Below are 12,007 nucleotides of genomic sequence, written 5' to 3' on the forward strand. Positions count from 1 at the left end.
GGCGTCTTTGATTCGGGATTCAGTGCCTCACCTCCATCGCGTATTTCGTTCCGATCTCGGTGGACATCTTCAGCGCCGCTTCGAGCGACTTGCTGTACGGGCTGGCCTCGCCGCGCTGTGCCAGCGCCTCGATCACCGTCTCGGTGGGGATGTTGCCGACCAGCATGTCTTGCGCGAAAGGACATCCGCCGAGACCGCCCAGGGCAGAATCGAAGCGCCGGATGCCGGCATCGTACGCTGCCAGAACCTTCGCGGCGGCGTTCTCCGGACGGCTGTGCAGATGCACGCCGACCTCGACGTGGTCGTAGCGCAGCGCGACCGGCTCGCACAGCGCCCTGATCTGGTCGGGCGTGGCCATGCCGATGGTGTCGGCCAATGAGATCATCTCGATGCCCATATCGGCGACGATGCCCACGGCTTCGGTGACCTCTTCGACCGTCCAAACGTCGCCGTACGGATTGCCGAAGGCCATCGAGATGTACGCCACGACCTCGAGCGCGGCTTCGTCCGCCATCTTCTTGGTTTTTTCCAGCTCGTCGACGGCGTGCTCGATCGATTGCTTCTGATTGCGTTCCAGAAAAGTGGGGGAGACGGAGTAAGGGAAGCCGAGCGTGCGCACCGCTTCGGTGTTGATGGCGCGCTCGACCCCTTTCTCGTTGACCACGATGCCGATGATCTCCACATCGTCGGACGGATCGAGTTGCAGCAGGACGTCTTCGGAGTCGGCCATCTGCGGCACCGCCTTGGGCGAGACGAATGAGACCGCGTCAATGTGCTTGACGCCGGCGCCGATGAGCGCGCGCAAGTACGCCACCTTCAGGTCGGTGGGGATCTGGCCCTTCAATCCCTGCCAGGCGTCGCGCGGACACTCGATGAGTTTCACACTCATGTCTGCAGCACTCCGACCTTGAAATCTTTGATCTCCGGATTCAGGGCTGCGGCCTCGAGCGCCATGGTAATCGCCGCGCGCGTCTCCAGCGGATCGACGATGGCATCGAGCCACAGGCGCGCCGCGCCGTAGCGCGGGTCCATCTGCTCGTCGTAGGTAGCTTTCACCTCGTCGAAGAGTTTCTTGCGGTCGGCTTCGCTCAGCTTCTTGCCGCCACGCTCGAGCTGCTTGACCTTGATCTCGACCAGCGTGCCGGCGGCGGAGGTCCCTGCCATGACCGCGTATTTTGCCGTGGGCCAGGCAAACATGAAGCGCGGGTCGTAGGCTTTGCCGCACATGGCGTAGTGGCCGGCGCCGAAGGAGCCGCCCAGGATCACGGCGATCTTTGGAACCACCGAATTGGAGACGGCATTCACCATCTTGGCGCCGGCGCGGATGATGCCGCTCCACTCCGCGTCGCGGCCTACCATGAATCCGTTGACGTCGTGCAGGAAGACCAGCGGGATGAGGTTCTGATTGCAGTCCATGATGAAGCGCGCGGCCTTCTCGGCGGACTCGGTGTAGATCACGCCGCCAAACTCCACCCGCTTGTTGCCGTTGTGGTCGATCTGGTGCACGTGCTTCTTCTGATTGGCGACAATGCCGACGGCGAAGCCGCCGATGCGCGCGTATCCGCAGAGCAGCGTCTCGCCGTACTCGGGCTTGTATTCGTCGAAGCGCGAGCCGTCGACCAGGCGCGCGATGATCTCTTTGGTGTCGTACTGGCGTGCCGGGTCGCCATCGAAGATGCCGTAGATCTCTTCCGCGGAATAGGCAGGCGGCTCGGGCTTCTTGCGGTCGAAGAGCGAAGCCCGTTTGTGGCCGATCTTGTCTACCAGCGACCGGATGCGCGCGATGCAAGCTTCGTCGTTGGGCTCGCGGAAGTCCACCGTGCCGGATATCTGCGAGTGCATCTTCGCGCCGCCCAGCTCTTCGGCAGAATACTTTGCGCCGATGGCCGCCTGCACCAGCGCCGGTCCGGCGAGGAAGAGGCCACTGCCTTCGGTCATCAGGATGTGATCGCACATCAGCGGCAGGTAGGCGCCGCCGGCGACGCACATGCCCATGATGGCCGCGATCTGCGGGATGCCCATCGCCGACATCACCGCATTGTTGCGGAAGACGCGGCCGAAATCATCCTGGTCGGGAAAGACGTCTTCCTGCAGCGGCAGGAAGACGCCGGCGGAATCGACCAGGTAGATGGTGGGAATGTGATTGTCGATGGCGATGTTCTGCGCGCGGATCACTTTCTTCGCCGTCATGGGGAAGAAGGCGCCGGCCTTCACCGTGGCGTCGTTGACGATGAGCATGCAGAGGCGCCCTTGCACGCGCGCGACGCCGGTGACCACGCCAGCCGCGGGCGCGCCGCCCCACTCCTCATACATCTTGTAAGCGGCGTAGAGGCCAAGCTCGAAGAACGTGGTGCCGGGATCGAGCAGCAGCGCGATGCGCTCGCGCGCGGTCAGCCGCTGCTTGGCGTGCTGCGCGTCGATCGCCTTCGCGCCACCACCCTCGCGCACCTTCTCTTCCTGGTTATGGACGACGGAGACGAGGTCGGCCATGGCACGCATGTTCTTCTCGAAGCGCGCCGAGGTGGCGTCGACGTGCGTGGGAAGCTTGTTGTCGGCGGCGGTGTGCGTGTGTTCGGCCATGGGGTCCGCGGGAAACCAGCTAGGTTAAATGACGCTTCGCGGGGGCGCAACGCGGTGCTGGTTTGCGAGTTTAAGTGGCGAGCTCGGCGGCGGCTACTGCGGCGGCGATTGGGTCTGGGGCGATCGCGTCCACCAATCCGATGCGCAACGCGTCCTGGGCGTGGAGTTTTTCCGCGGCAACGAGCATCTGCAGCGCGCGGGCCTTCCCGATGAGACGTGGCAAGCGCTGGGTGCCGCCCCATCCCGTCATCAGTCCGAGGGCCGCGCCGCGGTGTCCGAAGATGGCGTTGGGGGCGGCGATGCGGCGGTCGCAGGCGAGGGCGAGGTCGAGGCCGCCGCCCATGCAGTATCCGGAGATGGCCGCGATCACGGGAGCAGGGAAGTGGTCGACCAGGCGCATGAGGCGCTGTCCCATGCGCGCGAACTCGTAGGCGGCGGGGGCGGTGAGCGCGGCGACCTGGTTGAGGTCGGCGCCGGCGGAGAAAAAGTGCTGGTTGCCGGTGATGATGAGGGGCGCTGGCGCGCGTTGCAGGCCTTCGAGCGCAGTGGTCAACGCAAGGACGGCCGCGCGCGAGAGCCGGTTGGTCTCGCCCTCCGTTATGCGCAGCAGTGTGGCTCCGCCAGCGCGCGTTTGGATGTCTACCAGGTGTGCCACTGGCGGCAGCCTAAATGCACGCGCGATGCGCGGCAACTCCGGTATCCTTCTTTCCGTGCAGGTGCGCGTGCTTTTCTTCGGGATGTTGAAAGATATCGCCGGCGGCGGCGAGCAGCGGCTCACGCTCGCGGACGGTGCGCGCCTTGCCGACGCGCTGGCCGAATGCGAGCAGCAATGGCCGAAGCTCACCGACTACCTCGCGGCCACCGCCGTCGCCATCAACCAGGAGTTCGCGCCGGTGGAGAGCCGATTGAAGGATGGCGACGAGATCGCCTTGCTGCCTCCGGTCTCCGGAGGCGCGCCGCCGAAGGCGCCGCCTGGCGAACCACTGGTACGCATGCAGCGCGAGCGCATCGTGCCGCACGACATCGTTCCCAAGCTGGAGCGTCCGGAGGATGGCGCGGTCGTTATTTTTGACGGCATAGTTCGAAATCATTCGCGCGGACGCGAGACGAAGTATCTGGAGTACGACGCCTACGAGCCGATGGCGCTCAAGCAGTTAGAGCAGCTGGCGGCGGAGGCGCGGCAGAAGTTCGCCATCCGCAATGTGGCCATCGTCCACCGGTTGGGGAAGCTCGAGATCGGAGAGTCGAGCGTGCTGATCGTTGTGTTCTCAGCGCACCGCGCTGCGGCCTTCGAAGCCTGCCGCTGGCTGATCGACACGCTGAAGCAGACCGTGCCCATATGGAAGAAGGAGTTCTTCGCGGACGGCGCGGTGTGGGCCCCCGGCGAGGCGTTCCCGGAAGCGATCCCAACTGCCGGAAAGGGCGCGAAATAGAGCGCAAAAGGGCGATCGGAGTGGCCGATCGACTGCCAGTTGCATCTAAATCTCCAATCCACCAACTCATAATGAAGACCTGCGAATGAAAACCTGCCGCCATTTCGCTGTTGCTACAGTTCTGCTCGCGCTGGTGCTGCCGGGCGTCGCGCAAAATGACGCTCCGGACGGCGCTCAAAACAACACCCAAGACAGCGCCCCGCAAAGCAACAGTCAGGGCAACCCTCCCGCCGTCTACACCCAGAAGACGGAAGAACAAAAAGGCGACCCGCAGCCCACCTTCAAAGTGGACGTGAAGCTGGTGAACGTCTACGTGACGGTGACGGACGCGCACGGCGCGCCGGTCGGCGGCCTGGTGAAGGATGACTTCCGGCTCGCCGAAGATGGCGTGCCGCAGGACATTCGCGTCTTCGCCAAGGAATCGGAGCTGCCCCTCTCCATCGTGCTGGCCGTCGATTCCAGCCTCTCCGTCCGCACCAGCCTGAAGCTGGAGCTGGAGTCGGCGCGGCGCTTCATCCACGAGATCATGCGCCGGCAGGACGCACTCTCGCTCTACCAGTTCTCCGAGCAGGTGGACGAGCTTGTCCATTTCACTTCGGACCTGCGCACCATCGACCGCGGCATCGACCGCGTGCATGTGGGCTCGGCGACCGCACTGTTTGACGCCGTGTTCCTCGCCAGCGAGGCGCTAGCCAAGCGCCAGGGCCGCAAAGTCCTGGTCGTCATCACCGATGGCGGCGACACCATGAGCCAGGTGGATTACCAGCAGGCGCTGCGCGCGGCGCAAGAATCGGAGGCGATCATCTATTCCATCATCGTCGTCCCCATCGAATCGAGCGCGGGACGCAACACCGGCGGCGAGCACGCGCTCATCCAGTTCTCCGAAGACACCGGCGGACGCTACTACTACGCCAAGTCGCTGCCCGAACTCGATAAAGTCTTCCGGCAGATCAGCGAGCAGTTGCGCACGCAATACCTGCTCGGCTTCTATCCCAAGGCGCGCCAGGCGGATTCAGACTTCCGCCGCCTCGCCGTCACATTAGCGCCGGCGCCGGCAGCGGGCGGCGCTGCGGCGGACGACTTGAACCAGATGCGCGCACGGCACCGGACGGGGTACTACATTTCGCGTCCGCATTGAGGCTGGGCGATTGGGGTAGAATGCGGCCATGGCTTTCCGCAATCCGAACCCTTTGACCTCGCGGAGCACCACCAAATCGAAGCTGCCACCACCGGATGAGACCGGGCAGGAAGCGCAGTACCTCAAAGCCCTGGGCGAGAAGCAGACGCCAGTGGCGGTGAAGCTGCTTGATGGCGAGGTCGTACGCGGCTGGGTCGAGTACTACGACCAGCGCATGATCCGCCTGACGCGCGATGGCCAGCCCAACCTGTTCATTTTCAAGCACGACATCATGTACATCTCGGAAGAGACTGGGCGTAGGCGCTGAGCGGCGTCGAGGTTCGAGAAGGCGGTCCCGCCCGGCGGGGCCGCCTGCGTTTGCTTTAGACTGTCTTTGTCTTGAGCTCCGGGTGGCTCCCCTCATGTCCGGCGACTTCCTTCCTTTCATCGAGCAGATCGCGCGCGAGGCCGGCGCGTTGCTGATGCGGCACTTCAAGGCCAAGGCCAAGGTCCAGATCGAATACAAAGGCGACGTGGACCTGGTGACGGTGGCGGACCGCGAGTCCGAAGCGCTGATCGTGGGACGCATCCGCGAGCGCTTTCCGAAGCATGACATCCTGGGAGAAGAAGGCACGCGCACCGAGACCGGCGCCGACTTCAAGTGGTACATCGATCCGCTCGATGGCACCACGAATTTCGCGCACGGCTTTCCCGTGTTCTGCGTCTCAATCGGGCTGGAACACAAAGGCGAGCGCATTGCCGGCGTGCTCTACGATCCCACGCGCGACGAGCTGTTCGCGGCGGAGAAAGGCGGCGGCGCCCGGCTCAACGGCGAGCGCATCGCGGTATCGAAGACGGCGAAGCTGAGCGAAGCGCTGGTCGCGACCGGGTTCCCCAGCCACAAGCGGCACAAGAATCCGAACATCCACTTCTACCACCAGATCACGCTGCGGACGCACGGCGTGCGCCGCGCCGGTTCCGCCGCGCTCGACCTGGCAAACGTGGCCAGCGGACGCGTCGACGGCTTCTGGGAGTTCAACCTCAATCCCTGGGACACCGCTGCCGGCGTGCTGCTGGTGGAAGAGGCCGGCGGCAAGGTCACGGATTTCAGCGATGCGCCATTTGATATCTCCAGCCGCGAGGTCTGCGCGTCAAATGGTGTGTTGCACCCGGCCTTGCTCGCCGAGTTCCGCGCCATCTTGGAAGGGCGCGTCGAGGGACTGCCGGATGCGGTCGAGTATGCGGCCGCGCGCAAACCGCGGTAATGAAGGAGTGGCGATGAAAAAGAGAGCGATGGTTCTGACTGTCGTCCTGACGCTCAGTGCTTTCAGCGCGAGCGTGGGGGCGCAGGAAAAAGACAAAAAAGAAGAGTCGGGGAAGCAACCGGCGATCCGCGTCTGCGTGGCGCAGATCCGCAACCTGGCGCGGCGCTCGGTGAGTCTCCCGCTGCAGCGCGACCACCTGATGAAGGAACTCAGCCGCAACAAGCCGTCGAAGAAAGCCGCCGACCAGCGCAGGATCGAGGCGGTGGCCATCGCCGGCGAGACACCCGGCGGGGTGGACACAGCGCCACGCGATCAGCGTTGCGACTTCACTCTTTACGTCACGCTGGCCGAGTTGCGTGACGTCGCCGACTTCAAGACGCGGCGCGAGTCGATCGAAGATCTGACACGCCCCCCGGCGGAGTTGACGGGCAGCGAGAAAGAATTGCAAACCATCGCGCGCGTGGAGTTTGCGCTGCTCCGCTCCGGCAACCTCAAGCCCATCGTGCAAAGCTCGGTCAGCGCCCAGGAGAACATGCCGGAAGAACCAACCGTGCAGCAACTGCTGGACCGGGTCGCGCAGCGCGTGGGCAGCGCCGTCCGCGAGAAGCCCGAGGTGATGCGGGAATGAGGAAGGTCCACAGCGCCGGATTGATCCTTGGAGTTTGGGTGCTGGGCGTATGCGCTGCCGCCGGCTCGGCTGCGTCGAAGGCCGTTGCGAAGCCCGATCCCGGATATCTTCGCGAAGTGGCAAAGTGGAGACACGACCGGGTCGCCGAGTTGCGCAGTGAGTGGCTGCCGCTCAGCGGACTGTTCTGGCTGAAACCGGGCGAGAGCACCTTCGGCAGCGCCAGCGACAATGCCATCGTGCTTCCGAAAGGGCCGGCGCACGCGGGCGTGCTGGTCATGGGGTCTGGGAAGAACGAAGGCGGCAAAGTGAGCGTGCGACTTGCGCCCGGAGTGGCGGCGACGGTCAACGGCAAGCGCATCCGCGAGGCAGGGGCACGCGAGACAGCGATGCTGCCGCAGCCACCCGGCCCGCCGACCGTCCTTGGGCTGGGCACGCTGCGCATGCACGTGATCGTTCGAGGCGACCGTGGCGAGCGCGTCGGCCTGCGGCTCCGCGATCTCGATAGTCCCGCGCTGCGCGCGTTCAAAGGTGTCCCCACCTTCCCGCTCGATATGCAGTGGCGCGTCACGGCGGACTGGGTGCCGTCCCCGGGAAGGAAGATCCCGGTGATGAATGTGCTCAACGATGTGATGCAGTATGAGAGTCCCGGCCTGGCGCGCTTCGTCGTCGGTGAGCAAACCGGTGCGCAAACCGGCGGGCAAACCGGCGGGCAAACCGGCGGGCAGACGGTCACGCTGCGCGCTGTGGCGGAAGGCGACCGGCTGTTCTTCATCTTTGCGGACGGGACCAGCGGGAAGTCCACATACGGCGCCGGCCGCTATCTTTATTCCGCCATGCCCAAGGACGGCAAGGTCATACTGGACTTCAACCAGGCATTCACGCCGCCGTGCGGCTTCACGCCGTACGCGACGTGTCCGCTGCCGCCGCAGGAGAATAAGTTGAAGGTCGCGATCGAGGCGGGCGAGAAATACGAGAAGCGGTAGACTTCGTTCCGCTAAATCCTATCTGGGCTAACGCGCCGGCGTTCCCGCCTGCTTTTCTTCCAGCTGTTTCGCGAGCTGCCGCTCGTGCGTGGCGCTCGGCATATCGCCGAGCTTTTCATAGGCGTCCGCCAGATCGGCGTGCACCTTCGGATCGTTGGGCGTGAGCTCGGCGAGGTGGGTGAGTGGCTTGATCTCGTCCGCGGGCCGTCCCAGCTTCCGATAGGCGTAGGCCAGCGCGTGCAGGACCTTGGGTTCACTGGGGCTCGACGCAGCGGCCTGCTCGAGCTCTTTCAGCCCTTCGCCGGCGTGGCCGCTATCGACCAACGCCAGCCCGAGTCCCTGGTGCGCTTCCACGCTTTTGGGATCGGCGCGCAGCGCGGCACGAAACGCGTCGGCGGCCTGGGCTGGATCCTTATCGAGCGTGAGCCAGCCCAAGCGGTTCCAGGAGTAAGCGTCGGTGGCGTCGAGCTCGACGGCGCGCCGGTATTCGCGGACGGCGTCGCCCACGCGTTCTGACTTTTCGTAGCAGAAGGCAAGTGCCCGATGCACGTCCGCCTGGGCGGGACGTTTTTCCATCGCCTGCGCGAGCAGCGGCATCGCAGTCGCACAATCGTCGCGCTCGAGCGCGAGGTCGGCCTGGCCATAAGCCAGCACGTCGCTTTTCATCCGGCGCAGTCCGAAATATCCCAGCAGCAATGCCACGACGATCACGCCCAGCAGGGGAAGGAACGCCCGCTCGTACCGCTCCGAACGGGGCGGAAAGAAGCGCGTGAAGGCGAAGCCGATGGCGAGCCCGCCGATCAGTCCGCCGAGGTGGGCCATATTGTTGATGTTGCCGCCCAGTCCGATGACGAGGTTGTAGAAGGCGAAGAGGGCCACGCTGCGCAGCGTCTTCTGGATCGCCACCCGATCGATGGCGAGGTTCCCGAATTTGTATCCCGCGATGAGCGCGCCGGCGACGCCAAAGATCGCGCCCGAAGCGCCCGCGCTGCCGCGCAGCGGATTCCACGCCAGGCTGAGATACGAGCCGCAGACGCCGGACGCGAGATAGAGTGCGAGGAAGGCGGCGCGGCCGTAGAGCGTTTCCGCCATCCGTCCCAGGTCCCACAGGCACCACATGTTGAACAGCAGGTGGATGACGCCGATGTGAATGAACATGCAGGTGAACAGCCGCCAGGGTTCCGGGCCGAGCGTGAGCGGGCCGTATTCGCTGCCCCAGCGCAGGATCTGCAGGCCGTCCGGCTCGAAGGGCGAGACGCCGGAGGCGACCATCACGATGAAATACAACCCGTTGAGCACGAGCAGGGTGAGCGTGACGGCGGGGGTGGCGGCCGCGACCGCGGACGGGATCGCCGCCGCCTGCGCCCGGTAGGGCGCCATCTGCTTCTCGCACTCGGGGCAGATCTCCTTCAGGCCCCCGAGCGAGAACCGCGACATCTTGGTACCGCAACGCTTGCACTGTGCCATGACGTAGGGTGCAGAAGCGGAATGTAACACACCGCACCGAAACGCATCTGGGGCAGGCGTTTGCTAAAATCAGTGGGTGGACAATCCTCTTCTCAGCCGCGAGATCCATAAGCGCCCGGACCATGTGCGGTTCGAGGGACGCATCCTGTTCCTCACCGAGGACCCCGAGCTGATCAAGCGGCAGCTCGCGGGTGAAGACCTGCCCTGGGACACGAAGGATCCGGCGAACAATCCCAAGCTGCGCGACGATATCTCCACCGACGAGATCACGCCGGCGCACTACTGCTTTTACTTTGACGAGACGCTGGGCGAGATCCCGTACCTGGGGCTGAAGTGCGGCACCGAGACGCCCATCGGCCGTGGCGACGTGAAGCGTGGCGGGTTCGTGGCCGCCGTCAGCGGCAAGCGGCGCGGCAAAGGATCGAGCCGCGAGCAATCGCCATATGCGGAGATGTCCGCCGGCATCAAGCTGGTGATCGCGGAGAACATCGAGCGTATCTACAAGCAGAACTGCCAGAACCTGGGCGTGCTTACCTCCACCGACTTCTCGCTCATCGATAAAGTGCGCGGCAGCGAAGAAGTGCCGCTGGCGAAGTTCACCGCGGGCGAAGACGAGATCACGCGCCAGGTCATCGAGTACGGCGGGCTGTTCCCGTTCAACGTCGCGCGCTTGCAGAAGAAGGTCTTCCTGCCGCCGCTGAAGACGGCCGCGCGCCCCATGACCATCTCCGAAAAGATTTTCGCGCGCCACATGATCAACGAGCAGGGCACGCCCGGCGTCGCTGCCGTCCAGCCTGGCGACACCGGCTTTGCGCGCACCGACTTGCGCTTCTCGCACGAGTACGTGACGCCGATGGCTGCCATCTTTTTTGAGCGCTACGTTGGTAAAGATGCCAAGGTCAACGATCCGGCGAGCATCATCTTCTTCCGCGACCACCTCACGTTCCTCGACGAGGTCATCTCGGAAGAGAAGAAAAAGATGGGATTGCTCGACCTTGCCGGCCAGCTCAAGCTCAAGCAGGGTGACTTCGCCAAGAAGCAGGGCATCAAGCTGCACGGCGAACTGACCGACCGCAAGGGTTCGGAAGGCATCTGCCACTCCGTGATCACGGAGAGCTACGCGCTGCCGGGCCAGCTCAACGTCGGCTCCGACTCGCACACGCCGCACGTCGGCGCGGTCGGATGCGTCGCCTTCGGCATCGGCACCACCGACGTCTTCAATTCGTGGATCACGAAAGACGTGCGCGTGAAGGTGCCCGAATCGGTGCGCGTGAATGTGCGCGGCAAGCTGAAGCCGAACGTCACTGCCAAGGACATCATCCTGGTGCTGCTGGCCATGGATTACATCAAGAGCGGCAAGGCCCTTGCGAAAGTCATGGAGTATGGCGGCGAGGCCATCGCAACGCTCAGTGTGGACGAGCGCGCCACCATGACGAACATGGCGGCGGAGATCGGCGGCTTCACCGGCGTAGTTGTTCCAGATGACAAGGTGGTCGACTTCCTCGTCGAACGCCGCGGCCTGGACCGTAACGAGGTCGAGCGCATGCTCGAGGGCCTGACCAGCGACGCGGGCGCCGAGTACGCGCACGTCATCGACATCAACGCCAGCGACATTCATCCCATGGTGGCGACGCCCGGCGATCCCGGCAACGGCAAGGCGGTCCGCGAGCTGCACACGCCGGTGCCGGTCGAGATCGCTTACGGCGGCACCTGCACCGCCGGCAAGAATGAAGACATGGACATGTACGCGCGCGTGCTGGCAGACGCGCTCAAGCAGGGCAAGCGCGTCGCTGAGTCCACCAAGTTCTATATCCAGTTCGGTTCGCAGGAGACGCGCGATTACGCCATCAGCAAGGGATATCTGGACATCTTCCAGAAAGCGGGCGCGATCGTGATCGAGCCGAGTTGTGGCGCGTGCATCAATGCCGGCCCGGGCGTCTCGACGCGTCCCGACCAGATCGTGATCAGCGCGCAGAACCGCAATTTTCCGGGACGCTCCGGCCCGGGACAGATGTACCTGGCCTCGCCGCTGACGGTCGCCGCGAGCGCGGTCGCGGGATACATCACCGAGTACCAGCCGGCCGAGGCGAAGGAACTGGTCGGCGCGTAATGGCAGCTTGTCAGGAATCGGGGATTTGTTAGAATGGGCGGTCCTGAAGCGCTGTTATCTTCTTTCTGAGAAACCCCTATGGCCTATGTGATTGCTGAACCCTGCATCGGCACCAAGGACACTGCCTGCGTCGATGCCTGCCCCGTGGATTGCATCCACCCCAAGAAGGACGACCCGCGCCACGGTGGCGAAGAGATGCTGTATATCGATCCGGTCGAGTGCATCGATTGCGGCGCGTGCGTGCCGGTGTGCCCCGTCTCCGCCATCTTCGCGCTCGATGACCTGCCGGAGAAGTGGAAGAGCTTCACCGCGCGCAACGCCGAATACTTCGGCCGCACCTAGCGCTCAGCTTTGACGCGCAGCCTCGCGATGGGGCTGCGCGTTTTCTTTTTGACCGCGTTTTCTTAACCACGAAGGTCACGAA

General features: G+C 64.4%; 12 protein-coding genes. 8 read left to right on the forward strand and 4 right to left on the reverse strand.

What is annotated here, in order from left to right; genetic code table 11:
• Positions 1-19 precede the first annotated feature (19 nt).
• From M3P27_07445 to M3P27_07455, 3 genes are all read right to left on the reverse strand, one after another.
• Positions 20-889 (reverse strand): hydroxymethylglutaryl-CoA lyase, encoded by an 870-nt coding sequence (locus M3P27_07445; protein ID MDP9268148.1) that lies wholly within the window; start codon positions 887-889, stop codon positions 20-22.
• On the reverse strand, positions 886-2,499 hold the full coding sequence (locus M3P27_07450) for an acyl-CoA carboxylase subunit beta (GenBank protein MDP9268149.1): 1,614 nt from the start codon (positions 2,497-2,499) through the stop codon (positions 886-888). The genes M3P27_07445 and M3P27_07450 overlap by 4 nt, the downstream gene beginning before the upstream one ends.
• A gap of 151 nt (positions 2,500-2,650) precedes the next feature.
• Complete coding sequence (locus M3P27_07455) at positions 2,651-3,235, reverse strand: enoyl-CoA hydratase/isomerase family protein (GenBank protein ID MDP9268150.1); 585 nt, start codon at positions 3,233-3,235, stop codon at positions 2,651-2,653.
• 25 nt (positions 3,236-3,260) lie between these two features.
• On the opposite strand from M3P27_07455, the gene M3P27_07460 reads away from it, so the two are divergent.
• The 6 genes from M3P27_07460 to M3P27_07485 all read left to right on the forward strand — a co-directional run bounded on the left by M3P27_07460 (position 3,261) and on the right by M3P27_07485 (position 8,006).
• The gene (locus M3P27_07460; protein ID MDP9268151.1) at positions 3,261-4,013 is read left to right on the forward strand and encodes a molybdenum cofactor biosynthesis protein MoaE; all 753 of its coding nucleotides are present in this window, start codon (positions 3,261-3,263) and stop codon (positions 4,011-4,013) included.
• 85 nt (positions 4,014-4,098) lie between these two features.
• On the forward strand, positions 4,099-5,151 hold the full coding sequence (locus M3P27_07465) for a VWA domain-containing protein (GenBank protein MDP9268152.1): 1,053 nt from the start codon (positions 4,099-4,101) through the stop codon (positions 5,149-5,151).
• A gap of 28 nt (positions 5,152-5,179) precedes the next feature.
• The gene (locus tag M3P27_07470; protein ID MDP9268153.1) at positions 5,180-5,458 is read left to right on the forward strand and encodes an RNA chaperone Hfq; all 279 of its coding nucleotides are present in this window, start codon (positions 5,180-5,182) and stop codon (positions 5,456-5,458) included.
• Positions 5,459-5,552: 94 nt separating this feature from the next.
• Positions 5,553-6,395 (forward strand): inositol monophosphatase, encoded by an 843-nt coding sequence (locus M3P27_07475; GenBank protein ID MDP9268154.1) that lies wholly within the window; start codon positions 5,553-5,555, stop codon positions 6,393-6,395.
• Positions 6,396-6,408: 13 nt separating this feature from the next.
• The gene (locus M3P27_07480; protein ID MDP9268155.1) at positions 6,409-7,023 is read left to right on the forward strand and encodes a hypothetical protein; all 615 of its coding nucleotides are present in this window, start codon (positions 6,409-6,411) and stop codon (positions 7,021-7,023) included.
• The gene (locus tag M3P27_07485) at positions 7,020-8,006 is read left to right on the forward strand and encodes a DUF1684 domain-containing protein (GenBank protein ID MDP9268156.1); all 987 of its coding nucleotides are present in this window, start codon (positions 7,020-7,022) and stop codon (positions 8,004-8,006) included. Before M3P27_07480 ends, M3P27_07485 begins: the two co-directional genes overlap by 4 nt.
• Before the next feature lie 27 nt (positions 8,007-8,033).
• Here the strand turns inward: M3P27_07485 and M3P27_07490 are convergent, their stop codons facing one another.
• Positions 8,034-9,443 (reverse strand): rhomboid family intramembrane serine protease, encoded by a 1,410-nt coding sequence (locus M3P27_07490; GenBank protein MDP9268157.1) that lies wholly within the window; start codon positions 9,441-9,443, stop codon positions 8,034-8,036.
• A 106-nt stretch (positions 9,444-9,549) separates the two neighbouring features.
• Here M3P27_07490 and M3P27_07495 point away from each other — a divergent pair, with 106 nt between their 5' ends.
• Both M3P27_07495 and M3P27_07500 read left to right on the forward strand, forming a co-directional pair.
• Positions 9,550-11,583, forward strand: a complete 2,034-nt coding sequence (locus M3P27_07495) for an aconitase family protein (protein ID MDP9268158.1) — start codon at positions 9,550-9,552, stop codon at positions 11,581-11,583.
• Between the two features lie 78 nt (positions 11,584-11,661).
• Positions 11,662-11,925 (forward strand): ferredoxin family protein, encoded by a 264-nt coding sequence (locus M3P27_07500; GenBank protein MDP9268159.1) that lies wholly within the window; start codon positions 11,662-11,664, stop codon positions 11,923-11,925.
• Positions 11,926-12,007: the final 82 nt, after the last annotated feature.

The sequence above is a fragment of the Acidobacteriota bacterium genome (genome assembly GCA_030774055.1).
In the GTDB taxonomy this organism is placed as follows: domain Bacteria; phylum Acidobacteriota; class Terriglobia; order Terriglobales; family Acidobacteriaceae; genus JACPNR01.

Bases quoted from the DNA above. Each gene is read 5' to 3' on its own strand.
- M3P27_07485 (MDP9268156.1), top strand. From the start codon at position 7,020: ATGAGGAAGGTCCACAGCGCCGGATTGATCCTTGGAGTTTGGGTGCTG.
- M3P27_07475 (MDP9268154.1), top strand. From the start codon at position 5,553: ATGTCCGGCGACTTCCTTCCTTTCATCGAGCAGATCGCGCGCGAGGCC.
- M3P27_07500 (MDP9268159.1), top strand. From the start codon at position 11,662: ATGGCCTATGTGATTGCTGAACCCTGCATCGGCACCAAGGACACTGCC.
- M3P27_07480 (MDP9268155.1), top strand. From the start codon at position 6,409: ATGAAAAAGAGAGCGATGGTTCTGACTGTCGTCCTGACGCTCAGTGCT.
- M3P27_07445 (MDP9268148.1), bottom strand. From the start codon at position 889: ATGAGTGTGAAACTCATCGAGTGTCCGCGCGACGCCTGGCAGGGATTG.
- M3P27_07465 (MDP9268152.1), top strand. From the start codon at position 4,099: ATGAAAACCTGCCGCCATTTCGCTGTTGCTACAGTTCTGCTCGCGCTG.
- M3P27_07470 (MDP9268153.1), top strand. From the start codon at position 5,180: ATGGCTTTCCGCAATCCGAACCCTTTGACCTCGCGGAGCACCACCAAA.
- M3P27_07460 (MDP9268151.1), top strand. From the start codon at position 3,261: ATGCGCGGCAACTCCGGTATCCTTCTTTCCGTGCAGGTGCGCGTGCTT.
- M3P27_07490 (MDP9268157.1), bottom strand. From the start codon at position 9,443: ATGTCGCGGTTCTCGCTCGGGGGCCTGAAGGAGATCTGCCCCGAGTGC.
- M3P27_07450 (MDP9268149.1), bottom strand. From the start codon at position 2,499: ATGCGTGCCATGGCCGACCTCGTCTCCGTCGTCCATAACCAGGAAGAG.